This is a genomic window from Idiomarina sp. D18 (genome assembly GCF_057748155.1).
In genome coordinates, this window is the sequence record NZ_CM173240.1 from 2,069,271 (window position 1) to 2,095,532 (window position 26,262).

General features: G+C 49.0%; 25 protein-coding genes. 9 read left to right on the plus strand and 16 right to left on the minus strand.

All coding sequences use genetic code 11. The features are described from left to right. Positions 1-3: 3 nt before the first annotated feature. From aceE to ampD, 4 genes are all read right to left on the minus strand, one after another. Positions 4-2,676: a pyruvate dehydrogenase (acetyl-transferring), homodimeric type gene (gene aceE, locus AC3AP5_RS09960; protein ID WP_487326647.1), complete on the minus strand. Its 2,673-nt coding sequence runs from the start codon at positions 2,674-2,676 to the stop codon at positions 4-6. Positions 2,677-2,703: 27 nt separating this feature from the next. Continuing rightward, positions 2,704-3,450: a pyruvate dehydrogenase complex transcriptional repressor PdhR gene (gene pdhR / locus AC3AP5_RS09965; RefSeq protein WP_006956747.1), complete on the minus strand. Its 747-nt coding sequence runs from the start codon at positions 3,448-3,450 to the stop codon at positions 2,704-2,706. A 116-nt stretch (positions 3,451-3,566) separates the two neighbouring features. Beyond that, positions 3,567-4,403, minus strand: a complete 837-nt coding sequence (gene ampE / locus AC3AP5_RS09970; protein WP_487326648.1) for a regulatory signaling modulator protein AmpE — start codon at positions 4,401-4,403, stop codon at positions 3,567-3,569. Then, a complete protein-coding gene (ampD, locus tag AC3AP5_RS09975) occupies positions 4,400-5,008 on the minus strand; it encodes a 1,6-anhydro-N-acetylmuramyl-L-alanine amidase AmpD (protein WP_272978337.1) in 609 nt (202 codons plus the stop codon). The genes ampE and ampD overlap by 4 nt, the downstream gene beginning before the upstream one ends. A 25-nt stretch (positions 5,009-5,033) precedes the next feature. Here ampD and nadC point away from each other — a divergent pair, with 25 nt between their 5' ends. The 8 genes from nadC (at position 5,034) to yacG (ending at position 11,203) form a co-directional block, all read left to right on the plus strand. Continuing rightward, complete coding sequence (gene nadC / locus AC3AP5_RS09980; protein ID WP_487326649.1) at positions 5,034-5,909, plus strand: carboxylating nicotinate-nucleotide diphosphorylase; 876 nt, start codon at positions 5,034-5,036, stop codon at positions 5,907-5,909. A 57-nt stretch (positions 5,910-5,966) separates the two neighbouring features. After that, positions 5,967-6,416, plus strand: a complete 450-nt coding sequence (locus AC3AP5_RS09985) for a pilin (RefSeq protein WP_272978340.1) — start codon at positions 5,967-5,969, stop codon at positions 6,414-6,416. Next, the gene (locus tag AC3AP5_RS09990; protein ID WP_487326650.1) at positions 6,413-7,675 is read left to right on the plus strand and encodes a GspE/PulE family protein; all 1,263 of its coding nucleotides are present in this window, start codon (positions 6,413-6,415) and stop codon (positions 7,673-7,675) included. Before AC3AP5_RS09985 ends, AC3AP5_RS09990 begins: the two co-directional genes overlap by 4 nt. Continuing rightward, positions 7,653-8,699, plus strand: coding sequence for a type II secretion system F family protein (locus AC3AP5_RS09995; RefSeq protein WP_272978343.1), 1,047 nt, complete (start codon positions 7,653-7,655; stop codon positions 8,697-8,699). The genes AC3AP5_RS09990 and AC3AP5_RS09995 overlap by 23 nt, the downstream gene beginning before the upstream one ends. A 10-nt stretch (positions 8,700-8,709) precedes the next feature. After that, positions 8,710-9,570 carry a prepilin peptidase gene (locus AC3AP5_RS10000; protein WP_272978344.1) on the plus strand — a complete coding sequence of 287 codons (861 nt, stop codon included), beginning with the start codon at positions 8,710-8,712 and terminating at the stop codon, positions 9,568-9,570. Next, positions 9,570-10,175, plus strand: a complete 606-nt coding sequence (gene coaE, locus AC3AP5_RS10005; protein ID WP_006956756.1) for a dephospho-CoA kinase — start codon at positions 9,570-9,572, stop codon at positions 10,173-10,175. The genes AC3AP5_RS10000 and coaE overlap by 1 nt, the downstream gene beginning before the upstream one ends. A 64-nt stretch (positions 10,176-10,239) precedes the next feature. Further along, positions 10,240-11,001, plus strand: coding sequence for a cell division protein ZapD (gene zapD, locus AC3AP5_RS10010; protein ID WP_487326651.1), 762 nt, complete (start codon positions 10,240-10,242; stop codon positions 10,999-11,001). A gap of 16 nt (positions 11,002-11,017) precedes the next feature. After that, complete coding sequence (gene yacG, locus AC3AP5_RS10015; protein WP_040488200.1) at positions 11,018-11,203, plus strand: DNA gyrase inhibitor YacG; 186 nt, start codon at positions 11,018-11,020, stop codon at positions 11,201-11,203. Here the strand turns inward: yacG and mutT are convergent. From mutT to AC3AP5_RS10030, 3 genes are all read right to left on the minus strand, one after another. Further along, positions 11,200-11,613, minus strand: a complete 414-nt coding sequence (mutT, locus tag AC3AP5_RS10020; RefSeq protein ID WP_006956760.1) for an 8-oxo-dGTP diphosphatase MutT — start codon at positions 11,611-11,613, stop codon at positions 11,200-11,202. The genes yacG and mutT overlap by 4 nt on opposite strands. A gap of 2 nt (positions 11,614-11,615) precedes the next feature. Further along, the gene (gene secA / locus AC3AP5_RS10025; protein WP_348671337.1) at positions 11,616-14,333 is read right to left on the minus strand and encodes a preprotein translocase subunit SecA; all 2,718 of its coding nucleotides are present in this window, start codon (positions 14,331-14,333) and stop codon (positions 11,616-11,618) included. Between the two features lie 81 nt (positions 14,334-14,414). Beyond that, entirely contained in the window at positions 14,415-15,341 is a 927-nt protein-coding gene (locus AC3AP5_RS10030; protein WP_287831676.1) for a M23 family metallopeptidase, read from the minus strand. Positions 15,342-15,384: 43 nt separating this feature from the next. Between AC3AP5_RS10030 and AC3AP5_RS10035 the strand changes: the two genes are divergently transcribed. Continuing rightward, positions 15,385-15,843, plus strand: coding sequence for a DciA family protein (locus tag AC3AP5_RS10035; RefSeq protein ID WP_272977436.1), 459 nt, complete (start codon positions 15,385-15,387; stop codon positions 15,841-15,843). 60 nt (positions 15,844-15,903) lie between these two features. Here AC3AP5_RS10035 and lpxC read toward each other — a convergent pair whose 3' ends face one another. The 9 genes from lpxC to murD form a co-directional block, all read right to left on the minus strand. After that, on the minus strand, positions 15,904-16,818 hold the full coding sequence (gene lpxC, locus AC3AP5_RS10040; protein WP_006956764.1) for a UDP-3-O-acyl-N-acetylglucosamine deacetylase: 915 nt from the start codon (positions 16,816-16,818) through the stop codon (positions 15,904-15,906). 102 nt (positions 16,819-16,920) lie between these two features. Next, positions 16,921-18,114 (minus strand): cell division protein FtsZ, encoded by a 1,194-nt coding sequence (gene ftsZ, locus AC3AP5_RS10045; RefSeq protein ID WP_286681498.1) that lies wholly within the window; start codon positions 18,112-18,114, stop codon positions 16,921-16,923. A 40-nt stretch (positions 18,115-18,154) separates the two neighbouring features. Next, entirely contained in the window at positions 18,155-19,387 is a 1,233-nt protein-coding gene (gene ftsA, locus AC3AP5_RS10050) for a cell division protein FtsA (protein ID WP_006956766.1), read from the minus strand. A gap of 6 nt (positions 19,388-19,393) precedes the next feature. Further along, positions 19,394-20,158, minus strand: coding sequence for a cell division protein FtsQ/DivIB (locus tag AC3AP5_RS10055; protein WP_287831404.1), 765 nt, complete (start codon positions 20,156-20,158; stop codon positions 19,394-19,396). Continuing rightward, positions 20,159-21,085 (minus strand): D-alanine--D-alanine ligase, encoded by a 927-nt coding sequence (locus AC3AP5_RS10060; RefSeq protein ID WP_272977433.1) that lies wholly within the window; start codon positions 21,083-21,085, stop codon positions 20,159-20,161. Further along, complete coding sequence (gene murC / locus AC3AP5_RS10065) at positions 21,082-22,551, minus strand: UDP-N-acetylmuramate--L-alanine ligase (protein WP_272977432.1); 1,470 nt, start codon at positions 22,549-22,551, stop codon at positions 21,082-21,084. Before murC ends, AC3AP5_RS10060 begins: the two co-directional genes overlap by 4 nt. Then, positions 22,548-23,687: an undecaprenyldiphospho-muramoylpentapeptide beta-N-acetylglucosaminyltransferase gene (murG, locus tag AC3AP5_RS10070; protein ID WP_487326652.1), complete on the minus strand. Its 1,140-nt coding sequence runs from the start codon at positions 23,685-23,687 to the stop codon at positions 22,548-22,550. The genes murC and murG overlap by 4 nt, the downstream gene beginning before the upstream one ends. Then, a complete protein-coding gene (ftsW, locus tag AC3AP5_RS10075) occupies positions 23,684-24,910 on the minus strand; it encodes a putative lipid II flippase FtsW (protein WP_006956771.1) in 1,227 nt (408 codons plus the stop codon). The genes murG and ftsW overlap by 4 nt, the downstream gene beginning before the upstream one ends. Beyond that, a complete protein-coding gene (gene murD / locus AC3AP5_RS10080; protein ID WP_287831040.1) occupies positions 24,894-26,261 on the minus strand; it encodes a UDP-N-acetylmuramoyl-L-alanine--D-glutamate ligase in 1,368 nt (455 codons plus the stop codon). Before murD ends, ftsW begins: the two co-directional genes overlap by 17 nt. Position 26,262 lies beyond the last annotated feature (1 nt).

Genomic DNA, 26,262 nt, shown 5'->3' on the forward strand with positions numbered 1-26,262 from the left:
TCCTTATGCGTTACGTGGGTTAAGTTTGTCGACGTCAATACCGTAGTCTTTGATCGCTTTGCTCAACACTTTTGCGTCAATGTCGCCGGCATCAACAAGCTCTTTAAGTGCAGCAACCACCACGTGGTTGGCGTCCACTTCAAAGTGCTTACGCAGATTTGCACGGCTGTCCGAACGACCAAAGCCATCGGTACCCAAGACACGATACGAAGTCGGCACCCACTGACGCACTTGGTCAGCATATAACTTCATGTAATCCGTCGCTGCAACCGCGGGACCTTTTGCATCTTTCATTGCCTTAGTAATAAAGGCTTCTTTTGGCTCTTTATCGGCATTGAGCATGTTATGACGCTCAACATCTAAACCATCACGCGCCAGCTCGTTGAACGAAGTTACACTGTACACGGTCGAGTTGATATCGAAGTCCTCTGCCAAGATGTCAGCTGCTTTGCGCACCTGCTCTAAGATCGTGCCGCTACCTAACAGCTGAACATCGGCTTTGGCTTTCTTCTTAGCTTTCACCTCGTCGAGCTTGTAAATACCACGTAAGATACCTTCTTCGACACCTTCTGGCATTTCTGGCTGATGATAGTTTTCGTTCATTACAGTCAGGTAATAGAACACGTTCTCTTGATCTTCATACATGCGCTTCAGACCGTCATGAACGATCACTGCAATCTCATAACCGTAGGTTGGGTCATAAGTAATACAGTTAGGCACCGTACCGAACAAGATATGGCTGTGTCCGTCTTGGTGCTGCAAGCCTTCGCCGTTCAGCGTTGTACGACCGGCTGTACCACCAATCAAGAAACCGCGTGTTTGGCTGTCGCCAGCGGCCCACACTAAGTCGCCCACACGTTGGAAACCAAACATCGAGTAATAGATGTAGAACGGAATCATCGGCTCATTGTTAAGTGAGTAGCTTGTACCTGCTGCCACCCACGACGCCATTGCGCCCAGCTCGTTGATACCTTCTTGAATAACCTGACCTTTCTTATCTTCACGATAGTAGGCCACTTGATCGGCATCTTGCGGGGTATATTTTTGACCATGGTGCGCATAAATGCCCACTTGACGGAACAAGCCTTCCATACCAAAGGTACGTGCTTCGTCAGGAATAATAGGTACGACTCGCTTACCGATTTTCTTATCTTTCAATAATGCCGTCAGTACGCGGACGAAAGCCATCGTTGATGAAATTTCGCGGTCGCCTGAGCCTTTCAGCACCGCATCAAACGCTTTCAACGACGGTAGCTCAAGCTCAACATCGCTCTCAGCGCGACGGGTTGGCATGTATCCGCCCAATGCCTCGCGACGCTCGTTCATGTACTTCAGCTCTTCACTGTCTTCCTCAAACTTGTAGTAAGGCAGATCTTGTAGCTCTTCATCTTTGAACGGGATGTTAAAGCGATCACGTAGATGCTTGATGGCATCCATATCCATTTTCTTAACTTGGTGGGCGATGTTTTTACCTTCGCCTGCCGCACCCATGCCGTAACCTTTCACGGTCTTCGCTAAGATAACTTGCGGACGTCCTTTGGTGTTCACCGCTTTGTGATAGGCCGAGTAAACCTTAACGGGATCGTGACCACCGCGGTTTAGACGCCAGATATCTTCATCCGATAAGTTAGCAACCATTTCTTCGGTTTCTGGATATTTACCGAAGAAGTGTTCACGCGTATATGCGCCACCTTTTGCTTTAAAGTTCTGGTAGTCACCATCCACGGTTTCTTCCATCAACTCACGTAACTTACCTTCCGTGTCGCGGTACAGTAATGGATCCCAATAGCGACCCCAGATCACCTTGATAACTTCCCAACCAGCACCGCGGAAAGTACCTTCCAGCTCTTGGATAATTTTACCGTTACCACGCACCGGACCATCCAAGCGTTGCAAGTTACAGTTGATAACAAAGGTCAAGTTATCTAAGCCTTCGCGTGATGCCAGGCTAATTGCACCCAAGCTTTCTGGCTCATCGGTTTCACCATCGCCCATAAAGCAATACACGCGTTGGTTTGAGCAGTCTTTAATGCCACGGTCAGTCAAATACTTCAAGAAACGGGCGAGGTAGATCGCCTGAATTGGACCCAAGCCCATTGATACCGTCGGGAATTGCCAGAAGTCAGGCATCAAGTTCGGGTGCGGATACGAAGGCAAGCCTTTGCCGTCGACTTCTTGGCGGAAGTTATCCAGTTGCTCTTGGGTTAAGCGACCCTCGATAAATGCACGGCCGTAAATACCTGGCGATGCGTGACCTTGAATAAATAGGAAATCCCCCCCGTCACCGTCACTCGGCGCGCGGAAGAAGTGGTTAAAGCCAACATCATACAGCATCGCTGAAGACGCAAAGCTGGCAATATGGCCACCCAGTTCCTCACCTTTCTGTGACGCACGCAAAACCATCATCGCGGCGTTCCAGCGAATCGCTGAACGAATGCGTGCTTCCATGGTTTGGTTGCCCGGCATGGTCGGTTCCTGACTTGCCGGAATAGTATTTAAGTAGGAAGTGGTTGGGCGATAAGGCAAATACGCACCGTTACGACGCGCTTTGTCAATCAGTTGCTCCAACAAGAAATGCGCACGGTCGGGACCTTCGGCATCTAAAACGCCTTCGAGGGCGTCGAGCCACTCCTGCGTTTCTTGCTGGTCAACATCTTGTTTGTTTTCTTCACTCATAGCTATTCCTTTCATTCAATGTTTCAATCAGGAACGACGAAGCGAGCGCCGAATGCGAGATTGTTCTTTCGTCATCTCCATCAATGCCTGTTCAATATAGGACAAATGTTGATGACATGCATCTCGTGCCTGCTCCGGTTGACCGTTGATAATTGCCTTGGCAATTTGCAAACGGTGTTGGTTTAACTGCTCCACTACCGAGGGATTGTTAGCCAACACCTCTAAGTTTTGCTTTATGTTTTCTGCAAGGAGCTCGCGCATGCCCTGCACCACATGCAAAAGCACCACATTATGTGATGCTTCAGCAATGCGTAAATAGAAATTAACGAGCGACTGCACTTGCTCGTCGATAGCCCGCGTTTGTGAATCCATTATGCTATTGATACTGAATTCGATACGATCTAGATCGGCATCTGTGCCTCGTAAAGCGGCATAAAACGACGAAATGCCCTCCAGCGCATGACGAAATTCGAGAAGGTCGAATTGTGATTCGGGGTGTTTTGCCAATAACTCGAACAACGGCGTTGTCACCGACTCATTCACACTGTCGGTGACAAAGGTGCCACCACCGTGGCGACGTTCTAACAAACCTTTCGCTTCGAGCTTTTGAATCGCTTCCCGCAACGATTGCCGCGAAACACTGAACTGTTGCGCAAGCTCTCGCTCGGCGGGCAACTTTTGACCGGCTTCAAAACGGCCATCAACGATCATCGCCTCGATTTGTGAAACGATTTGATCGGAGATTTTCGCCACTTTTATACGTTCAAAAGGCAATGTGCTGTCCACCCTCGGTAAATTGGTCTGACCAAAGTTGCCCGATATTCTAAATCATTCAGCGGTAAACCCCAAATTAATTTAGCTGGTCAGACCTTTGTTTACTGGCATTAAAGCTAAACGATGGTCCCTGTCAGGGTTAATACTGCGATGACGACAAACCAAAATAGGTGTTGTCGTTTCATCAGATTAAGCTGGTGAGTGACAGCATCGGATCGATCATCGGGGTGGTGTGACCGCCCTTCTGCCTTCTCGACCACATGGTGCAATAGCTCGGGGTTATCATCTTGAGTGTTCGTCGCCATTGCCATGACAGCAGGCAGAACATGACTAAAGTGACCCACCAAGGCGGCTCCGAGCGCCGCAAAACGTGCTGGAATAAAATTAAGCGCCCACAGTGCTCGCTCTACCTGAGCCCGTGCGGCCTCATCAAAATCCTGTTGGACTGTGCCGCGGTAGACACTCCGCAAACAGCCATAAGCTAAAACACCTGCAATTCCAAAGGTGACGAAGAAAAATATCGGTGCCAAAAAGTGGACAAAATTCAGCCATACTACGGCGCGTTCGACTGGAGTGCCCTCGGGTAAATGGGCATAGTGACGTAGTTGCTCAGCGGCTTCTTGATAACCTGCGCTATCTGCTCGCATTGCTGTTTTTAATAGCTGTTTATACGCGACTCGTTCTGGCCCTGCATTCATCACCAATAGCAACACGATAATGCCGCCAATAAAATTAACTAAACCACTATCAAGCCAATGAAATAATAGCCAAGCTAAAGCAGCAGGTAATAATATTTGAAGCAGTAACGCCCAAGCCGATTGTCCCTGGAAGTAACGGACTTTAGTTTGGCTCCAATTCATCCAGCGCTGCATGTAAAAGTCGATCGACCATACCGCGGGTAATGGGTAAAGCCGTTCGATACTAAGTGCTATGAGCAAAGCAATGAGTGTCATAGAGAGTCCTTGCGCGACAATGCGTTCAAATAATACGACCAGTCAAAACAGCGTCCGGGATCCGTCTTTCGGCCGGGCGCAATATGTTGATGGCCTGTGATTCTGTCTAATGTCAGTTTAGGGTAATAGTCTAATATTGTCTGGCTAACATCAACCAAGCTCTGATACTGGCGTTTGCTGTAAGGGGAATGATCGGTGCCTTCAAGCTCAATACCGATGCTAAAGTCATTACAGCGTTCACGCCCGTCGTAACTGGACACGCCGGCATGCCAGGCGCGTTTGTCAAAAGGCACGTATTGCTCGATAGTACCATCACGTCTAATCAACAAATGGCTTGATACGCGTAAGCCCGTCAAAGGCGCGAAATAATCACCCTCTTGCTGGCTCAACCCCTGGGTAAATAGTTTCTCAATATAGGGCGTCCCATAACAACCTTCGGGTAAGCTGATACAATGGATGACCAATAGCGAAATGTCCTGTTCATCGGGGCGCTCATCATAGTGCGGTGAAACACAGTGTTTTACGTCTCGAATCCAGTGATTTTTTATTGTGTGTCTTTTCACGGGCTCAGCAAAACGGTAAAGTTTGTGCCCTAGTATCGTCATTGTCAGTCAAAAGGTAAAGTATCCCATGCAGCTCACCGAAGCCGAACGCCATGCTATTGCGTCGCAAGTCACTCATAGTTTAGAAGAAGATTTGTCAGCGGCGGATCCCACACTGGATATTACGGCACAGTTGATTCCGGCTCACCATGTAAGCGAAGCGACTATCATCACCCGTGAAGATATGGTGGTTTGCGGCACTGCTTGGGTCGAAGAGGTGTTTCGTCAGGTGGATGCCGATGTGGCTATCGAGTGGTGTGTCACCGACGGCGACAAGGTGCAAGCTAACACAACCTTGTGCCACTTATCAGGCAACAGCCGCAGCTTACTAACAGGCGAACGTTGTGCACTTAACTTTTTGCAAACACTGTCAGCGACAGCCTCACAAACGGCTTTTTATGTCAGTAAATTGGCAGGGTTCAATACGCGTTTACTCGACACACGCAAAACAATTCCGGGTCTTCGTATGGCGCAAAAGTATGCGGTTCGCTGTGGCGGCGGTACTAATCATCGCATCGGTTTATTTGATGCCTATCTGATAAAGGAAAACCATATCGCCGCGTGTGGTGGTATTGTGCCTGCCGTCAAAACGGCGCGTGAATTAAACCCAGGCAAGCCCGTCGAAGTCGAAGTCGAATCCTTGGCGGAGTTTAAACATGCACTGGATGCCGGTGCCGATATTGTCATGTTAGATAATTTTACTATCAGCGATATCGAAGCGGCTGTGGCACAAAACAAAGCCGCAGGTTCACCACTCAAGTTAGAAGTGTCTGGCAATATTACTGATGAAGCGTTGCAAGCACTCGGCGCAACAGGCGTCGATTTTATCTCCAGCGGTGCCTTGACTAAACACGTCACAGCTATCGACTTGTCGATGCGGATAGGGCAACCTCGCACAAACTAATCCGTTTGCCAAACGGCGCGGGCGATACCATAGTTTTGGCTTTACGCAAAAGCCATTATGAAAAAGTACTCGTCCGCCTTTAGTCTTATAGAGTTAATGGTCGTTGTTGCCATTATTGCTATTCTCTCATCGCTCGCGGTGCCTGCATATCAGCGTTATGTCCAGCAAGCTCGCGTCACTGCCGCATTAAATCATACCCAAAGCTTACAGCTTGCCATGGCACTGTGCTGGCAAACTGAAAGTGACATGAGCCGTTGTTCACGACCTGGGCAGCGCGGTATTCCCCCAATCCCCGATCCTTTACCTAAGGCGCTAACGTCGCTTGAAGTCACCTCAAGCGGCATCATTCAGCTAACCTTGGCTGATGTTGTCGTTGATCAAGCACCGCTTAAACTGAGTTTATCGCCGGATACTCGTGGCTTGGTATTTGATTGGCGTCTTGGTTGCTCGGACTACGACTCGGGCCACCCCCTTGCAACCCAATGCGTGGAAGGAGTCGCGCAATGATTGTTGCACATCATATCGGTTCCTATTGGCACACTGAACTACCTGCTAACTCATCAACCTGCCAACGACTTATAAGCCAACTAGGGCTTCCGGAAGGCTCCTTGACCGAACTTATTGATACTCAGCACGGTCTAATTCTGATACTCACTCGCGATGCGTGGCCGCAACGCGATACGATTACATTTCGTTTAAAAGCGATGAACGCCAAGTCCATCCTGTGCGTCTATGCACGCACCCAATCTACTGTTCATCTATCAGCGGTTAACGCTCAGAGCGTGCTTGCTAATGCACGCCGTCTTAACGCCTCGGACATTCATATTGAGTCGCTCCGCGAAGGTGGCCGCATTCGCCTGCGTATTCAAGGTCGACTAATTGAGCAACGGCGTTTATCACAGCACGATGTCGATACATTGGTTGCTCAGCTAAAAGTAATGGCAGAGGTGGATGTCACGGAGAGCAAACAACCTCAAGACGGACGCATTGACTTGGAGTTACCCGATTTAAGCGCCCGGTTTCGCCTCAACTCATGCCCCGGTAATCGTGGCGAAAGTCTTGTTATACGGTGTTTATACAGTGCTGAACAACTGCCCTCGCTGCACCAACTTGGATTCACCGATAGACAGTTTCATCATTTAATTAAGCAACTCTCCTCTGCGATAGGACTCATCCTCGTATCTGGCCCGACAGGTAGCGGCAAAAGCACTACCATGTACAGTATTATTAAACAGCTAAGTGAGTCAGGGCTTCGGGTATGTAGTGTCGAAGATCCGATTGAAGTTGAGCTCGATGGAATTTTGCAAACGCAGGTACACTCACAACGCAATTTAAGTTTTGCAAAGGTTTTGCGTGCCTTTTTGAGACAAGATCCTGACGTCATCATGATCGGTGAGATCCGCGATGCAGAAACCGCTAAAATCGCTGTACAAGCAGCGCTAACTGGTCATTTAGTCATTGCTTCAATACATGCCGATACTGCAATTGATGTGATTCGTCGTTTAGTTCAGTTAGGTGCGCAACAAACCGATGTGACCGCCGCATTAAGACTGTTAATAAGCCAGCGACTGCTCGCGCAGGCGCAAGGCGGTGTTAAAGTCATATTTGAGTTACTGCCGTGGCCTGAGCGTCTGCGCGGCTATAGCGAGTCATTGGCGCAAACGCATCGCGATACTATTCTAAAACACTATCAGTTACCGAGTTTACAGGCACTCATTCAGGCAAGTTATCGGAGTCACGAAGATGAACGTTTTTCGACGTTATAATCAATTTTCAACGACTCAATGGTATCTCGCGCTCAATCGTCTAGAACAGCTGATAACGGGCGGGTTGCCGCTCGCGTTAGCACTGGGGGTTGTCGCCAAACAAACGCATCAACCAGCACTCAAAAGACATTATCAGTACCTGCAGCACAGCGTACAGGCAGGAATCAGCCTGGCCGAGGCATTGAGCATTGAGAAGCGTCGAGCGTTAAAAGCAGCTCAGGCGGGTATCGCGGTTGCAGAACAAACCGGGCAACTACCTCTGGTCATGCAAAGCCTAGTGGCTAGTTGGAAACGACAACGGCATATCAGCGCGTTGGTCAAGAATGCCTTACGCTATCCAGTGGCACTACTTTTTATGGCACTCATTATTATTACGGTGTTTGTCACCTGGGTACTACCCACCATCCAACAACTATTCGACAGCCAGCCGCTCCCTGCATTAACCCAGTATTTAATTACATGTGTTACTTGGTTGCGTCAATCTGCCACTAACATACTCGCCATAACAGGTATTTTACTACTGAGTTTTACGGTGCTTTATCGGTTACAGAAACAACGCGTTCAGGCAGTAATGCAGCGTTTACCGATTTGGGGTAAACTGAAGCGCCTAAGCGTGTATCAGTCAACCTTCGAATACCTTGCCTTAGGGATGCAAAGTGGTATGTCTGCGGTCAACGCTACGCAAATGGTTGCGAGTCACTCAACGTGGCTGCCCATGCAAAGTAAATTACTGAATATTGCACAAGCACTTAATCAAGGTAACAGTTGGTCTCGATCTTTTAGCACGGTACAAATTAACGATCCAACGATCCAGGCGTACCTGCAAACAGCAGAACATATTGGTCGCGTCGATCACGCTGTAGAACGTTTAAGCCAGGACTTTAGCCAGCGTATCGAACGTTATTGTGAGCAGTTGAGGGTGTGGCTAAACCCTTTACTGATGATCATACTAACGGGCATTATAGGATTTATGTTGTTGGCGATGTATTTACCGATTTTTTCGCTGACACAACAATTAGCTTAGGACTCATAAAATGGATGTATTATTAGCGGCTACTTCTTGGCAAGCGCTCCTCATCGCGGGGTTACTCGGCGCGTCAGTCGGGAGCTTTTTGAACGTAGTCATCGCGCGCCTGCCAAAGCAACTGCAATTACAGTGGAAGTATGAATGTGCTGAACTTGCCGGCGAGCCTGTACGCGAGAAAACACAGTTTAATATTGCGGTCCCCGGCTCCCACTGTCCTAAATGTCAGCATTCGGTGGCGTGGTATGACAACATTCCGATTTTGAGTTATTTGGTGTTGCGCGCCCAGTGTCGTCATTGCAATACACCAATTCCAATTTATTACTGGTTAGTTGAAGTCGCAACGACGCTTATTTTTCTCGCGCTCAGTTGGCAGTTCGGTTTAACGATTAGCTTCTGGGTATTCGGCACGGCTCTCAGCTTACTGATTGCCATGACAGTGATTGACTACCAGCATCAACTATTACCGGATAACCTCACCTACCCGCTGTTATGGTTGGCTCTACTTTGGTCTATCAGCCCACTTAGTACTGTAACACCAAGCCAGGCCATCATCGGTGCCGTGGTTGGGTATCTAAGTCTTTGGAGCCTTTATTGGGTATTTAAACTACTCACTGGCAAAGAAGGGATGGGTTACGGCGACTTTAAGCTATTAGCCGCACTCAGTGCCTTCACAGGTGTTACCCTACTCCCTGTCACCGTCATTTTTAGCGCCGTAGCTGGTATTTTGATTGGTCTGGCTGTGGCGATTAAACATAAGCAATCGGTACCCATTCCTTTTGGTCCTTTTTTGGCTATCGGGGGGGTAATCAGTTATCTGTGGGGAGAGACGCTGCTTCAATCCTATTGGCAATGGCTTGGAGTCATGTAATGAGTCGTTTTATTTTAGGTCTAACGGGCGGCATCGGTAGCGGAAAAAGCGCAGCTTCCGACTATATTGCGGAGCAAGGTATTGCCATCGTCGATGCGGATGTCATTGCACGAGAAGTGGTTGCGCCCGGAACCGAAGGTCTGAAGGAAATAAAGGCGCATTTCGGGCCAGAAGTCATCGATGAATCGGGTGCCCTTATCCGTAGTCAATTGCGCCAACGCGTGTTCGATAACCCGGACGAAAAAGCATGGATTAATCAGTTACTGCATCCGCTCATTCGTCAACAAATCCTGGCTCAGCTTGAGCAGGCACAATCTGCTTATGTTGTATTAGTTGCGCCATTGCTGCTAGAAAATGGCTTAGATGAATTATGTGATCGCGTGCTGGTTATCGATGTCGATGAGCAAACTCAGTTAGCGCGAACGCAAAAGCGCGATCAGGCCAGCGAAGAACAAGTCGCTGCGATCATTGCGTCGCAAATTGATCGCGCGACACGCCTTAGCAAAGCCGATGACATTGTTAGCAATGAAGACGACCTGCGGGCTTTATACCATCAGTTGGATAAATTGCACGCACACTATCTCGAATTGGCTTCACAAAAATGAATCTGTTTGCACCCCGCGACGAAATCATTATCATGGGCGGTCGGATTAATAGGATGAGAGCCCCATGTCGGAATCAGTGCCATACGTGATTTATGAATACCCTTTGCAAGAACGGTTTCGTACCTACTTGAGGCTTGAACAAGGTTTTTTACAAATCAAAATGCCTCTTGATGGCTCTGAACAACAAGCGCTACCATTTTTTAATACCCTATTTGGCTTGCTCGAACTATTTGAACGCTTTGATCTTAAAACCGAACTGAACCGTGATCTCGACACACAGAAACAATTCGTGCAACAGTGGTCGAAGCACCCACAAGTCGATAAAGAGATGGTCGCACTGCTCTTACACCGGCTTGGAGAGGCTCAAGAACAACTTGGCACTGCGGCTCAATCTGTCAAAGCCTTGAAAGAAGATGCGTTTTTATCAAGCATGAGACAGCGATTTTCCCAACCTGGATATCAAGCACTGTTTGATCTCCCGCAGTTACAAACATGGCTGAGTCAGAGCCCAGCGAGTCAAATTGAACACCAAGAACATTGGCGCACTCAACTTGCCGGTTTTCAACACGCACTGTCGCAGCTACTGGGTTTATTGAGAGAGCGTGCCCCTTTCGAAACCGTTCGAGCAAAAAAAGGTTTTTGGCAGGAAAGTGCCGACCCATTAGCTATTCTACGCATGAAAATAGCCGCCGATGACGCGATTTATCCCGTTGTGTCTGGTCACCGTCAACGCTTTACAATACGCTTGATGACATTAAACAGTGGTCAGAGTAACGCGTATCAGCACGACTTAGATATTCAACTTGCTCGATGTTATGAGCAGTAAACAAGAGGAACAGCGTATGCCAACGCACGTCGATTGCCCAACTTGCGGCGATACAGTTCAATGGTCAGAAAAGGCCGCCTACCGTCCTTTTTGTAGCGAGCGCTGTAAGCTTATCGACCTAGGAGAGTGGGCAAATGAAGAGAAAGCTATTCCTGGCGAGCCGGCTCAAATACCCGAGCAGTCAGCCAACGATGATTATTAATGGGATTGTGCGTCCATAAGGCAGTCGACGATGGGTTGATTCGCATCAGGAAACTGATAAGCATCGAGCTGAGCGATATCAGCCCAAACAAATTCTTGCCCTTCCATCTGGCGTGCAGTCCCGGTATATGACAGCACCCACCACACATCAAGTAATACGCGCTTATCACGGTACTGGTGTTCGACGACCGTGAGTGGTGCACAGTCCGTCACTGCGATATTGCACTCTTCTTTTAGTTCGCGAATGAGTGCTTCGGTGACCGACTCACCCTGCTCGACTTTTCCACCAGGAAATTCCCATTTACCGCCTTGGTGCTGATGGTTCAGTCGTTTGGCGATAAATATCTCACCTTGCTCATTTTTAATTACGCCCACAGCTACGTGAACTGTGGGCGTCGTACTATCAGACATAATTAGAGTTTACCGTGGCAATGTTTATATTTTTTACCCGAGCCACAAGGACACGGCTCATTTCGGCCCACTTTCGTTCCGCGTTGAGCCGGTTGTTGCTGATCGCCCGATTCTGCATTGGTATCGGCTGATGCAGTAGCACTCGCTTGCTCATGCTTGAACTCTCGCGGTGCGCTGTCTGCTGCCTTACGTTGCTGATCAACCGCATCAACATCTTCAGGCGCGCGCACACGGACGCGGCTCAATAACGTGACAACATCAAGTTTTAAGTTTTCCAGCATTTCACTGAATAATTCAAATGCCTCACGCTTGTACTCTTGTTTCGGGTTCTTCTGCGCGTAACCACGTAAGTGAATACCTTGGCGCAGGTGATCCATCGCTGCTAAGTGCTCTTTCCAATGTTGGTCAAGGCTTTGTAGCATCACCGACTTTTCAAAGCGGCGCAGAACTTCTGCACCCACAAGCGCTTCTTTTTCTTTGTAGGCATCGACTAGCGCATTTAAAACACGCTCGCGCAATACTTCCTCGTGGAAGTGCTCATCCTCATCAAGCGACTTTTGCAATTCAACTTCGATATCAAAGTCGGCACGAAGACGCTCTTCCAAACTTGGCAGATCCCACAGCTCAGCAAGCGACTGCGGCGGTACGTATTCATCAATTACCGCGTTAACAACGTCTTCACGTATTACATCAATCGTCGCTGAAATATCGCCTTCATCGAGTAATTCGTTACGCTGTTCATACACCACACGGCGCTGGTCATTCGCAACATCATCATATTCAAGCAACTGTTTACGCACATCAAAGTTTCGACCTTCGACTTTGCGCTGAGCGTTTTCAATTGCACGAGTCACCCATGGGTGCTCAATCGCTTCACCCTCTTTCATTCCAAGGCGCTTCATCATAGTCGCCATACGTTCTGAGGCGAAAATCCGCATCAATGGATCTTCTAAAGAGAGGTAAAAACGCGATGAACCCGGGTCACCCTGGCGACCTGAACGACCCCGTAGCTGGTTATCAATACGGCGTGACTCATGGCGCTCAGTACCGATGATATGTAAGCCGCCCGCTTCTATGACTTTGTCATGAAGCACTTGCCATTCTTGTTTGATTTTCTCAATCTTATCGTTGTCCGGCTCTTCCAGCTTCTCAACATCTGATTTCCAGTTGCCGCCTAATACGATATCCGTACCACGACCCGCCATGTTGGTGGCGATGGTTACCGCGCCGGGACGACCCGCTTGGGCAACAATGTCAGCTTCTTGTTGGTGAAACTTCGCATTAAGCACCGCATGAGGGATCTTTTTCTTCTTCAGCAAGCTCGAAAGCAATTCTGAGTTTTCTATAGAGACGGTACCAACCAAGACGGGACGGCCTTGTTTTCGACACTCTTCTATATCCTCAGCGATGGCTTCGTATTTTTCGCGAGTCGTTAGATATATCAAGTCGGCACGATCATCGCGTACCATCGGACGGTTGGTCGGAATTACGACCGTTTCTAAGCCATAAATCGACTGGAACTCGAACGCTTCGGTATCCGCTGTACCGGTCATACCGGCAAGCTTGTCGTACAATCGGAAATAATTCTGGAAGGTAATCGATGCCAAGGTTTGGTTTTCATTTTGGATTTCAACGCCTTCTTTGGCTTCCATCGCTTGGTGCAAACCTTCCGACCAACGACGGCCTTCCATCGTACGCCCAGTGTGTTCGTCAACGATGATGATTTTTCCGTCTTTAACGATATAGTCAACATCGCGGCTAAATAAATGGTGCGCTCTCAACGCAGCATTAATGTGATGCAGTAAAGTAATATTAGCGGCTGAATACAGCGAGTCGTCCTCGCCCAACATGCCACGCTCTTTCAGTAATGACTCAATATGCTCTTGGCCATTCTCAGTGAGATGCAGCTGCTTTGCTTTTTCATCGATGGTAAAGTCACCGTCGCCACGTTCTTCTTCGGTGTCTTCCTTTTCTTGACGCACCAACAAAGGTACGAGCTCATTCATTTTTTTATACATCTCAGAGCTATCTTCTGCGGGACCCGAAATAATTAACGGAGTCCGCGCTTCATCGATCAAGATCGAATCAACCTCATCCACTAGCGCATAATGTAGTTCGCGTTGTACACGTTCCTCTGGCGAAAATGCCATGTTGTCACGTAAATAGTCAAAACCGAACTCGTTGTTTGTGCCATAGGTGATATCAGCTTGGTAAGCCGCCTTCTTATCTTGCGGCTGCATGCCGGGGATATTGAAAGCTACTGACATGCCTAAAAACTCAAACAATGGGCGGTTAAACTCAGCATCACGCTTAGCGAGATAGTCGTTAACCGTAATGATATGAACGCCTTTGCCCGTCAATGCATTAAGATACGCAGGCAAAGTCGCCGTTAGGGTTTTACCCTCACCGGTTTTCATTTCCGCGATACGGTTTTCATCGAGAACCATACCACCCACCATCTGCACGTCGAAGTGGCGCATTTTAAACACACGCTTGCTTGCTTCGCGAACTGTAGCGAATGCCTCCTCAAGAAGGCTATCTAATTTGGCACCTTCGTTAAGACGTTTTCTGAACTCTGTGGTTTTTTCTTTTAGTTGTTCGTCTGATAACGCCTCGAACTCTGGTTCGAGTTGATTAATTCGATTCACGCGTTTTTGAAGCGTTTTTAAAATACGGTCGTTACGACTCCCAAATACTTTTCTGAACAAACTGCCTAGCATGAGAACGAGTTATCCTGTTTTTTCAAAATTAAAAAATTCGGCAGCTGCAGGCCACCGCATCTAATGATTCAAACTGAACCGTTAATCCGCTGAACGATATACGAAACGATTCGGGTCTATCTGCTTTCCATTACGGAGCACTTCATAATGGACGTGAGGTCCGGTCGAACGACCTGTGTTGCCCATCTCGGCAATGACTTGTCCACGGGTGACCACATCTCCAACCTGCACATTGATCGTCTCATTATGGCCATAACGCGTCTTCAAACCACCCCCGTGGTCAATTTCGACTAAGTTTCCATAGCCCCAACGTTCACCGGCCCAAGTCACCACGCCCGCACCTGTGGCGATGACTTTTACGTCCTCGTCATAACTGGCAAAGTCCAGACCTTTGTGCATCGCGGGTTTGCCATTAAACGGATCCTTACGCACACCATACTGCGATGAGAGCCAACCACTACTGATAGGACTACCTGCAATGAAGCTTTCATTATTAACATTGTGATTCATCATCACAGATTCAAGTAACGAGAGTTGTTTTTGCTTGTCAGCAATTTTTGACAGCATTTGCTCAATATCAGATAAAACTTCTGTGCTATTTGATTTGGGCAATGCGACCGCCTCAGTTTCTGGCCCCCCTAAAGGAATGCCGGATTCAAAACTGAACTCACCGTTATTTAGGTTCGCCTTTTGCGCGAGCCTTTCACCAAGCGCATCTAAACGACGCATGTGCGCTCTCAACTCGCCCAAATAAACGGTCATCGCGCCGAGACGTTTCTCAGTCTCGCTATACAGATCAGCGACCGCCTTAGATTGTAACGCCAAGTTTTTTTGCTCTTCGCTAATTTTCTCTTGTGCCACACGCGGATCGACACCTTGATAACTCCAAGGCTTGAAATAAGCGACACCCACTAACGCAGCTAAGCCGATATAAGAAAAAAATCGACGCCGCGATAGCCGGAAACTAAAACGAATTTTGGAGCCTTTATAAAAGACTGATAAACTCATTAGTACTCTCTTATTATGGGTTTACAGCAACGACTAAGCGCACATGAACTCTAAACCTAAGACCACCAAACAGTGGCTAGATAATCAACGCGATCATAACACGTTGAGCCAATACGCACAGTTTGCCGTTCAACTCCGTGATTGGCAACTACTCTTTGCACGTAGCCTGCCCGCAAACCTTGCCGCTGAATGCGATTTGCTTAATATTCGCGACGGCAAGATTATCGTACGCACGCGCTCGGCATCAGCAGGGACTCAGTTGCGCTCATTAGCGCCCCGGTTAATCAAGACTTTTTGCGAGACGGGCACCAGCGTTCACTCACTTAGCGTCGATATTGATCCTTCCAACCGCTCTCAGCGGCGTGACCCAACCTCGCCCGAAATGAGCCGCCAGCAACGGTTGTTAAGGCTCGCTGAGCAAAGCAGTGAACCCCTTAAGACTCAGCTGCTTAAGCTCGCAGAACAAATTGCTAACAGCACTAAATTAACGCCAGACGAATAAAAAAAGGTGCATAGTTTTCACTAAGCACCTTTTCAAATACGCACAGGCTATGTCTCGACATCAAGCGAGTGAAGGTGACCAATATTTAATGGGTGCTTCAGACGCTTTATCTTCAAATGTCACGAACTCCCAAGCTGACTGCTGTGCTAGCAACGCTTGTAGTAACTGATTATTTAACGCATGGCCTGATTTATACGCTCTCAAGTGACCTAAAATACTATGGCCACCCATGTACAAATCACCAATCGCGTCTAACATTTTATGTTTAACGAACTCATCGTCGTAACGCAGACCATCTGTATTCAGGACTCTAAACTCGTCTAACACCACTGCGTTATCAAAACTTCCACCTAAAGCCAGGTTGTTTGCACGCAAGTATTCGATGTCTTTCATAAAGCCGAACGTACGCGCACGACTTATTTCCTTGATAAACGCCGAACTACTGAAATCCATCGAGACCGTCTGACCGGTTTCAGAGATCGCAGGGTGGTCGAAATCGATAGCAAAGTCGATGCGGAAACCATCATGGGGTAGCAGTTCCGCCCACTTTCCATCGTCTTCGACACGAATAGGCTGTTTGATTCGAATAAATTTCTTCGCACTCGCTTGCTCTTCAATGCCCGCGCTTTGTAGCAGGTACACAAAGGGGTGAGAGCTTCCGTCCATAATCGGGATCTCGTGCGAATCAACTTCGATAATCAAGTTGTCGATGCCAACGCCCGCTAATGCGGCGAGCAAGTGCTCAACCGTCGACACTCGAACGTTGTCTTCGTTGATTAAACACGTACACAACTGGGTATCTCGTACCCAATCAGCGCGAGCTGGGATGTCCACCACCGGGTCTAAATCGACACGGCGGAATATCAACCCTGTGTTGGCCGGCGCGGGGCGCAAAGTTAAGTTCACTTTGTTGCCGCGGTGTAGACCCACACCTGTGGTTGAAATCGCTTTTTTAAGTGTACGTTGTGTAATCATTAATCGAATTCACCTATCCAATCAAATCTGCTGCGCGAAACGCGGTCTGACATTATACGATAAATGTCATGTATGACGCAAATTTTGCTTAATTTTTACGCATTAATCCACTTGCTTCCGCAAAAACGCTGGGATATCCAAATAGTCGAGCTCTTTTTCTGCGCTTTGCTTAGGTGCTGGCTTGCGCGCTGGCTCTGCTTTGTGTTCAGCTGCAGGCTCTTGCTCCTCGTCGTAGTGCGGTGCTGCCGAGCTACGATCTAAATCGCGTCGATAAGTTGCTGCCGGTTCGCGCTTAGGTGCTTGTGCTGCGTTATTGACCAAGGAGATATCTGGCTTGCGCTCTGCACCAATACCGGTCGCAACAACAGTGACACGTAATTCATCAGACATCTCAGTATCGATAACGGTTCCCACAATGACGGTTGCATTATCAGAAGCAAACGCCTTGACGGTATTACCAACCGTTTCAAACTCATCGATACTCATATCCATGCCCGCAGTCACGTTGACGAGAACGCCACGCGCACCGGAAAGGTCGATATCTTCTAGCAATGGACTATTGATAGCCATTTCAGCGGCTTCTTGCGCTCGGTCTTCGCCACTGGCTACGCCTGTGCCCATCATAGCCGTACCCATTTCTTTCATGACCGCCCGCACATCGGCAAAGTCGACGTTAATCAGACCCGGACGAGTAATGAGTTCGGCAATACCTTGTACGGCACCTAGCAGTACATTGTTAGCCGCGCTAAACGCATCGAGTAAGGTGGTACCACGCCCCATCACTTTTAATAGCTTTTCGTTAGGAATGGTAATCAATGAATCGACACTCTGTGCCAAGGCGTTGATACCCTCTTCGGCTACCGCCATACGCTTCTTACCCTCGAACGGGAACGGCTTGGTCACCACAGCCACGGTTAGAATGCCCAGTTCTTTCGCTACCTCAGCGACCACCGGTGCCGCACCCGTACCGGTGCCGCCGCCCATGCCCGCAGCGATAAAGACCATGTCGGCGCCTTCAAGTTGCGCACGAATGTTATCGCGGTCTTCTTCCGCCGACTGGCGCCCGACTTCTGGATTCGCGCCTGCACCCAAGCCCTTAGTAATATCAGAGCCGAGCTGAATAGTAACATCGGCACTATGGTTTCGGAGTGCTTGCGCATCGGTGTTTGCAGCGATGAACTGTACACCTTCGATTGACTCTTTAACCATATGCTGGACGGCGTTACCGCCACCACCGCCGACACCAATAACCTTGATGACGGCTTCACTTTCGTAATTATCCATCAGTTCAAACATTTTTCTTCTCCCTACCTGCTTTTACTTGCTACCCCAGCGATTAAAACTCACCTTTAAACCAGTTTTGCAGCTTTTGCCACATACCGATTACGTCAGTTTTACTGCTTTCTTGTTGCGATGCCGTCGCGTCTTCTTGACCGTACTTTAACAGTCCAACCGCGGTCGCATAAACCGGATCCTCTACGTAATCTTTTAAACCTTTTATATGGAGCGGTTTACCTATGCGCACTGGCATCTGAAAAATCTCTTCTGCGAACTCAATACAACCCTGCATCTTTGCACTGCCGCCCGTTAGCACAACGCCGGCGGCCACTTGCTCATCCAGGCCACTCTGCACTATCTCTTCGCGAACTAACTCGAACAACTCTTGGTAACGCGGCTCGACCACCTCTGCCAACGTGTGACGAGACATCATCCGAGCGGGTCGCCCGCCGACAGAGGGGACTTCGATGGTATCTTCCATACTGACCAACCCGCGCAATGCACAGGCGTGCTCGGTTTTTATTTGCTCGGCATGATTAGTCGGCGTACGGAATATCTTCGCGATATCACTCGTTACTTGGTTGCCCGCCGCCGGAATGACTGCGGTATGACGCAGTACACCGCCAGCATAAATACAAATGTCAATGGTACCACCGCCCATATCAACTAAGGCGACACCCAGATCCTTTTCGTCATCGGTCAGCACGGAAATGCTGGACGCTAACGCTGAAAAAATCAGCTTATCAACCTGCAAGCCACAGCGTTCAACCGCTTTAGTGATATTCTTTGCCATATCATTGGCACAGGTGATGATATGAACCTTTGATTCCATGCGAACGCCCGACATGCCGATGGGGCTACGAATACTCTCTTGCGAATCGATCACGTACTCCTGTGGTAGCACGTGTAGTATTCGACGTTCTTTCGCAATCGGTACGGATTGTGCCGCGTGAATAACATTGTCCACATCATCTTGTGTTACTTCTGCCTCATTAACCGGCACCATACCGCTTTCGTTCTGGCATGAAATATGACGACCCGAAATATTAAGGTATACCGAAGCAATTCGACAGTCAGCCATCAACTCAGCTTCATCCACTGCACGCTGAATCGACTGCACAACCAAATTAAGATCGTTAACGCCACCCTTATCCATACCGCGCGCTGTTGTTACGCCTACGCCAATGACACTGATATCATCATCAGGCAACAACTCTCCTACCAAGGCAGTGACCTTGCTAGTTCCGATATCTAATCCAACGACCATTTGTCGTTCAGTGGTCTTCGACATAGTTGTTTAACTCTCTTCTGCTTCCTTTGGCTGCCAACTCACGGCAACCCCTGTATCATACCGTAAATCAACGGCTTCTATGCGTTCCTTTTCATTGTTCGGATGCGACTTAATCTTCGGTAATAAATCAATAAAGCGCTTTATCCGTTCTGCCGTCGCTTCGCGTCCTAGTTTTAACTCGATACCCGACGTCAATACGACATTGACAGAAAATCTATCCGTTAGTCGTAATGCTGAGATGCTTAGACCATTTAACGACAGTAGCCCTTGTAAATCACGATACGCCGTAAGCGTTTGCTCTACCTCGCGCTCTGGCCCAAACAATTGAGGCAGCGCTTGTGGTAGCTTGCGGGTATCGAGCTCAGCACTAAATACATCCCCTTCTGCATTCAATAACCGGTCGCCATTCCAATGAGCGATCGGCGTCTGCTCCGTCACATGGACCGATAATCGATCGGGCCACACTTTGCGCAGTGAGGCTTGCTTAACCCACGGTAACGCCTCAATGCGCGCTCTAATTTGGTCCACATCGGCCGTAAAAAAACTGCCTAGCGGCTGCGCTAATATAGCTTCTCTAATGGCCGCCACGTCCGTTTGCTGCAATTGACCTTGTACGTTGAATCGCGCTAACGGTACTTGTTGCTCATCTTCTAGCACATCCATCAAATACCAGGTGCCAAATACAAAGCCCCCTATGGTCACCACACAAATCACCACCCCGAGCCAAAAGTTCCACTGCGTTAGCGGGGGTAGCTTGGCATGTTGGCTCATTTACTGCTCCAGCGTCTGTGCCAAAATATTCCAGACTAACTGTTCAAATGACAGACCATATTGTTTTGCAGCCATAGGTACTAAACTTTTCTCGGTCATTCCTGGAACTGCATTGGCTTCTAGTAAAAACCACTGACCTTCGTCATCACGCATGGCATCAATGCGTCCCCAACCGCGACCATCGATGGCTGAAAATGCCAACACAGCTAAGTGACGCAGATACCCCTCATCTTCGTCAGATAATCCGGCCGGGCAGTGATACTGGGTATCGTTTGCCTGATATTTGGCAGAAAAATCATAAAACTGATGCGGCGTTTGTAACCGTATGACGGGTAATGCCTCATCATTTAACAGTGCTACGGTGTATTCTTTCCCGTTGATCCAACGTTCGACCAGTACGTCGCTCTGGTAGCGCAATGCTTCTCTTATCGCCGCATCTAACTCGCCGGCTTCGGACGCAACGCTCATACCAATTGATGAGCCTTCTAAGGCAGGCTTGACGATGACCTTATCACCCAGCTGTTTCAATATTTGTGCTGCATCCCACTGGGCACTGCCGACGCGAATGACGATTGACGGAGCAACAGGCAAGTGCAAACTCTGCCAGATTTGCTTTGTACGCACTTTATCCATCGCCAATGCGCAACCTAAAACGGCGCTACCGGTATAAGGTACGTTTAACGATTGCAGCGCGCCTTGCATTGCGCCATCCTCGCCTCCACGACCGTGTAAAACGATAAATGCACGGTCGACACCAAGACTCAATAAATCAGTAATTGGACGCTCCGCCGGATCGAAGGCGAACGCATCAATTTGCTGGGCAATTAACGCATTCAGTACCGCATGACCCGATTTCAACGAAACTTCTCGTTCCGCAGAGTTTCCGCCCATCAGCACAGCTACCTTACCAAAGTCGGAAGACTTCATAGAGCCTCCTTTCGACAATCAAATACTTCGCTTGTCAGTCGTTTAGCTAACTGCCCAACGTTACCTGCGCCTTGAGTCAGGAGAAGGTCTCCCGGTTGTAAAACATCGCCAATAATTTCCAGCAATGCATCCGTGTCAGAAACATAGATTGGATCGAGCTGACCGCGCTGACGAATAGAGCGACAGAGCGAACGGCTGTCAGCACCTGAAATAGGAGTTTCTCCGGCGCCATAAACTTCAAGTAGTAATAACGTATCAACCTGCGATAGTACGTTGACAAAATCTTCATACAGGTCTCGCGTACGCGAATATCGATGTGGCTGAAAAGCCATGACCAGACGTTTATCAGGCCAGCCTTGACGCGCCGCTTTAATAGTCGCATCAACCTCGGACGGGTGGTGACCATAATCATCGACCACCATCACACCATCCGGTGTCTCGGTTGACCAACCGGAAACTCGACACTCACCATGGTATTCGAACCTTCGTCCGATTCCCTCAAATTTATTTAATGCGCGCTGGATGGCATCATCTTCAATCCCCTCATCCGAAGCGACCGCAACAGCCGCTAATGCATTGAGAACATTGTGGCGTCCAGGCAGATTCAGTGAGACATTTAATGGCGCATGTCCATCGCGTAGTACTTTAAAATGACTTTGTCCTTGATGCTGATGGTAGTCCACTGCTCGCACATCAGCGTCCTCGCTAAAACCATAGGTGATCGCTTGGCGACCGACGCGGGGAATCAACTCACGTACCGCAGGGTCATCGATACACATGACTGCTAAGCCATAAAACGGCAAATTGTGCAGAAAATCGACATAAGTATCGAGTAAACGGCTAAAGTCCCCACCGTATGTATCCATGTGATCAGCTTCGATATTGGTGACCACCGCCACCATCGGTTGCAGGTGCAAAAACGAGGCGTCACTTTCATCTGCTTCGGCAATCAGGTATTTGCTCGAACCCAAGCGAGCATTACTTCCCGCCGAGTTAAGTAAGCCACCGATAACGAAAGTCGGATCACGCTCGGCTTGCGCGAATACACTGGCAACTAACGAAGTCGTCGTTGTTTTACCGTGCGTTCCAGCGACGGCGATGCCATGTCTAAAGCGCATCAATTCAGCCAGCATTTCAGCACGGCGTACAATCGGGATACGCTGCTGTTGCGCAGCATCAAGCTCAACATTGTCCGGTTTAATCGCACTACTTACAACTACGACATCGGCGTCTTCAACATTGACGGCCCGGTGTCCGATAAAAAGCTCTGCACCGATAGCAGCCAAGCGCTGTGTATTCGCATTTTCGGCAACATCGGAGCCAACAACGCAATAACCCTGATTCAGCAATACTTCGGCGATACCTGCCATACCAGCGCCACCAATACCGATAAAGTGGATACGCTTGACGCGACGCATCTCAGGCACGTTAACAATGGTAAAAGGCTGTTGTGACGTTTGGCTCATAACGCTCTCTCTACTGCTGGTTGAGGGTGGGTCTCGCCCGCCAAAACCTGAAGGCACAGGTCGACAATATGGTCTGTTGCTTGCAACTCACCGACCGAGCGGGAAAAGCTCGCCATTTTCCATAGTTGCGAAGGTGCTTGCAATAGACTTTGCAAGGACTTTGCAAGGTTTTCATCGGTGAACTCATCCTGCGCGATGAGAAGCGCTCCACCCGCATCAGTCACGGCCTTGGCGTTTGCGGTCTGGTGATCATCAACGGCATGTGGAAGCGGCACAAAAATAGCGGCTCTACCAATGCCACAGATCTCAGATACCGAAAGCGCACCAGCGCGACTAATAATGATATCGGCAGCCGCATAAGCACTTGCCATATCATCAATAAACTCGACAACCTCAACCGTATGGTGTTCATTATTGAGTGCACCATAATGCGCCTCAACCGACGCAGCATTTCCAGCCCCTACCTGGTGTGTCACATTTAAGGACGCGTCAACTTGCACGAGTGCCTCGGGCAACGTTTGATTAAAGACACGCGCACCCAGGCTGCCGCCGACGATCAATATATTCGTTGACGCCGTTGCTTGTTCACGATCTGCTTGATGCGCCGCTTTAATAATATCTTGTCGCAACGGATTACCCACTCGATACACATGATCGCGCTTTAATAACTGCAAACTCTTCGAGCGTGACTTATCCAATGGCAATCCCAGTAATACCGTATTCGCCCATCGAGCAAGTAACAGTGTCGTCATGCCCGGAACTGAGTTTTGCTCATGGGTTATCAGTGGCACACCAAGACCATGCGCCACCCAACCGACAGGGGCACATACGTAACCGCCAAATGTAAGCACTAAGTCGGGTTGAAGCTGACGAAACAATTTACGCGTCTGGCGCCAAGCCGAAAACAGTGTCTTAGGCATGCTAATGAGCCTCTTAACGCCGTGACCGCGAAGTCCTGTCATCGAAATGCGATGCAATGTAAAACCGTGTTGGGGCACAACTTGTGCTTCGATACGCTGTTCTTCCGTACCTACCCACTCGACCTGGTGACCCTCACTGCGCAACTGCTCAGCAACGGCAAGCGCAGGAAAAACGTGACCACCGGTGCCCGCGGCCGCGATTAAAATACGACTCATTCGGCACCTCCGCGTGGGGTCACTTTGCGTCCGGTCATGCGGCGTTCATGATCAATTCGAAGTAGCAGTCCGACAGCCATACAGGATACTAAGAGGCTGGTACCACCATAACTGACTAACGGGAGTGTCAGTCCTTTGGTTGGCAAAGCACCGGATGCCACGCCGATATTAACGAAGGCTTGGATGCTGAACCAGACACCAATACCATAAGCAAGATACCCGCCGTAGCGCTTTTGTACCATTAGACAACGACGGCCAATAATTAGTGCACGAACCACAACCATCAACACGAGCGTGATAACCGCCATCACGCCCAGGAACCCTAGTTCTTCAGCTACGACGGACATAATAAAGTCAGTGTGCGCCTCTGGCAGGTATTGTAATTTCTGGATACTGTTTCCCAGTCCCACTCCTGATAGGTGCCCCTGCCCGAATGCAATCAGAGACTGCATAAGCTGATAACCAGCTCCGAACGGATCCTTTTCGGGCTCTAGAAAGGTCAGTAAGCGTTGCATGCGATAAGGCTCGATGACAATCAGCAATATAAGCGCCAGCACACAGGTGATAAAGACACTGAAGAACTGCCACAGTTTAGCCCCTGCTAAAAACAGCATTGCAATAGTGGTTGCTGATAACACCGCAACGGTGCCGAAATCCGGTTGCATGAGCAACAACACTGCAGCTAAAAACAACAGCGCCATGGGCTTTATAAAGCCTTTTGTCGCCTCACGTAACTCGACCTCTCGACGATCGAGATAACTCGCCATATAAATATAAAAGAATAATTTAGCCAGCTCAGCGACCTGAATGGTAATGGGTCCAATTTTTATCCAACGTTGTGCCCCATTTACCGAATGCCCTACCGCGAGAACAGCCAGCAACAATGCTAACCCTATCAGTAGCAACTTCCCGCTGTGTTTTTGCCACAACTGTGTTGGTACGGCGAGCGTTGCAAATAGCACAACCAGACCTGCAGTGACATAAATGGTATGACGAATCGCAAAATAAAACGGCTGTCCAGTTAACTTATCGGCAGTAGGCAAAGAAGCTGAGGTAACCATAACAAAGCCAAAGACCAACAGCGTGATTGCCAACGTGAACAATGTACGATCATATAAGCATTGCGATGCATTAGGGCGCAACCAAGCCCATGCAGCAACGCCCAAGTGCTTGCTGCGCTCGGTTATATTGAGTTGCAACTGCTGTTCACGCGCTGCGCTCATACAACCTCACTATGTGCTCCTGAAAAACCTTGCCGCGTTCAACAAAGTTTTTAAACTGATCGAGACTAGCGCAGGCTGGAGAGAGAACAACCCAGTCTTCTGCTTCAGCGATTTGTTGCGCCGTTTTTACCGCCTCCGACAAGTGCTCGCAGTAACGCGCTCCTTTTCTTAATTCAGCAATTTTTTTACCGTCGCGCCCGATCGTCAGTAATACATCCACCTGACTCAATACCGGTAGGAGTTGCGTAAACTGTGCTCCTTTACCATCACCGCCAGCGATAAGAATGAGCCGCCCATTAATCATCGGGCGTAGGCCATTGATCGCCGCCTCGGTAGCACCGATATTGGTCGCTTTCGAGTCATCTACCCAGCGCACACCCTGAGCCTCGTAAACGACTTGGCAACGATGCGGTAAGCCGGTGAAGTCTGCAATAGCGGCAATGCCTTGATCTGGACTGAGACCAAGCGTTTCTGCAAGTGCGAGTGCCGCTTGAATGTTCACTAAATTGTGCGTACCCGCTAGAGCAAACCGATCAGCTCGTGCCAAAGTGCTCCCGTTACGAGTCATCGCGATGCCCGCGTCATCTTTTAAGAGCCCATAGTCACTGACGCTCTCATCGACGCCCACGGTCACAACTGAATCTGGCACAATCTTCGGCCAGTGTTGTTGGTCTTGTCGATTAAGCACGCTCACCGATGCATGGTTAAAAATATTCAGTTTTGCTTCAAAATAAGACTGCTCAGAGTCATATCTATCAAGATGATCAGCACTGACATTAAGCAGTGCTGCCGCGTTCAATTTCAAACTCCGTGTGGTCTCCAGTTGAAAACTGGACAACTCTAACACGTAAGCATCTGCGTCTTGCTGCAACGCGTCGAGCACCGGCACGCCAATATTACCAGCGGCGACCCATCGGTAGCCGTGATATTGACCCATTTGCTCAACCAGTGTTGTCACCGTTGACTTACCATTCGAACCTGTAACTGCAACGACAGGACGTTGATTCAGTTGCGCAAAAATCTCTACGTCGCCTACGACAGGAACACCCGCATCACGCGCCATCTGGATATCAGCATCACGCGCGTCTAGCCCAGGGCTTACCACAATTAGGTCCGCGGCTAATAGATCTTCGAGTCGCCAGCCGCCCGTTGTTACTTGCTCTGCACCAACACGGTCTACAATGTCATTCAGCCCGGGTGGGTGTTCGCGACTATCAAAGACGCGAATATCGCACTCGGCATTTAGGGGACTGTTTTCACCGACAAAGAAGCGCACAACGGAGCTACCGGACTGACCTAACCCCAGTACAACGACACTGTCTATCTGCTGCCAATGAATACGTTTTTCCATA

What these genes read in the sequence shown, in the direction of transcription:
- AC3AP5_RS10055 (WP_287831404.1), bottom strand. Translation starts at nt 20,158, where the DNA reads ATGAGCCAACATGCCAAGCTACCCCCGCTAACGCAGTGGAACTTTTGG.
- AC3AP5_RS09995 (WP_272978343.1), top strand. Translation starts at nt 7,653, where the DNA reads ATGAACGTTTTTCGACGTTATAATCAATTTTCAACGACTCAATGGTAT.
- AC3AP5_RS10060 (WP_272977433.1), bottom strand. Translation starts at nt 21,085, where the DNA reads ATGAAGTCTTCCGACTTTGGTAAGGTAGCTGTGCTGATGGGCGGAAAC.
- zapD (WP_487326651.1), top strand. Translation starts at nt 10,240, where the DNA reads ATGTCGGAATCAGTGCCATACGTGATTTATGAATACCCTTTGCAAGAA.
- mutT (WP_006956760.1), bottom strand. Translation starts at nt 11,613, where the DNA reads ATGTCTGATAGTACGACGCCCACAGTTCACGTAGCTGTGGGCGTAATT.
- ampD (WP_272978337.1), bottom strand. Translation starts at nt 5,008, where the DNA reads ATGACGATACTAGGGCACAAACTTTACCGTTTTGCTGAGCCCGTGAAA.
- AC3AP5_RS10000 (WP_272978344.1), top strand. Translation starts at nt 8,710, where the DNA reads ATGGATGTATTATTAGCGGCTACTTCTTGGCAAGCGCTCCTCATCGCG.
- ftsZ (WP_286681498.1), bottom strand. Translation starts at nt 18,114, where the DNA reads ATGTTTGAACTGATGGATAATTACGAAAGTGAAGCCGTCATCAAGGTT.
- ftsW (WP_006956771.1), bottom strand. Translation starts at nt 24,910, where the DNA reads ATGAGCGCAGCGCGTGAACAGCAGTTGCAACTCAATATAACCGAGCGC.
- murG (WP_487326652.1), bottom strand. Translation starts at nt 23,687, where the DNA reads ATGAGTCGTATTTTAATCGCGGCCGCGGGCACCGGTGGTCACGTTTTT.
- murD (WP_287831040.1), bottom strand. Translation starts at nt 26,261, where the DNA reads ATGGAAAAACGTATTCATTGGCAGCAGATAGACAGTGTCGTTGTACTG.
- aceE (WP_487326647.1), bottom strand. Translation starts at nt 2,676, where the DNA reads ATGAGTGAAGAAAACAAACAAGATGTTGACCAGCAAGAAACGCAGGAG.
- ftsA (WP_006956766.1), bottom strand. Translation starts at nt 19,387, where the DNA reads ATGTCGAAGACCACTGAACGACAAATGGTCGTTGGATTAGATATCGGA.
- AC3AP5_RS09985 (WP_272978340.1), top strand. Translation starts at nt 5,967, where the DNA reads ATGAAAAAGTACTCGTCCGCCTTTAGTCTTATAGAGTTAATGGTCGTT.
- secA (WP_348671337.1), bottom strand. Translation starts at nt 14,333, where the DNA reads ATGCTAGGCAGTTTGTTCAGAAAAGTATTTGGGAGTCGTAACGACCGT.
- AC3AP5_RS10030 (WP_287831676.1), bottom strand. Translation starts at nt 15,341, where the DNA reads ATGAGTTTATCAGTCTTTTATAAAGGCTCCAAAATTCGTTTTAGTTTC.
- ampE (WP_487326648.1), bottom strand. Translation starts at nt 4,403, where the DNA reads ATGACACTCATTGCTTTGCTCATAGCACTTAGTATCGAACGGCTTTAC.
- yacG (WP_040488200.1), top strand. Translation starts at nt 11,018, where the DNA reads ATGCCAACGCACGTCGATTGCCCAACTTGCGGCGATACAGTTCAATGG.
- nadC (WP_487326649.1), top strand. Translation starts at nt 5,034, where the DNA reads ATGCAGCTCACCGAAGCCGAACGCCATGCTATTGCGTCGCAAGTCACT.
- coaE (WP_006956756.1), top strand. Translation starts at nt 9,570, where the DNA reads ATGAGTCGTTTTATTTTAGGTCTAACGGGCGGCATCGGTAGCGGAAAA.
- murC (WP_272977432.1), bottom strand. Translation starts at nt 22,551, where the DNA reads ATGAGCCAAACGTCACAACAGCCTTTTACCATTGTTAACGTGCCTGAG.
- AC3AP5_RS09990 (WP_487326650.1), top strand. Translation starts at nt 6,413, where the DNA reads ATGATTGTTGCACATCATATCGGTTCCTATTGGCACACTGAACTACCT.
- AC3AP5_RS10035 (WP_272977436.1), top strand. Translation starts at nt 15,385, where the DNA reads ATGAACTCTAAACCTAAGACCACCAAACAGTGGCTAGATAATCAACGC.
- lpxC (WP_006956764.1), bottom strand. Translation starts at nt 16,818, where the DNA reads ATGATTACACAACGTACACTTAAAAAAGCGATTTCAACCACAGGTGTG.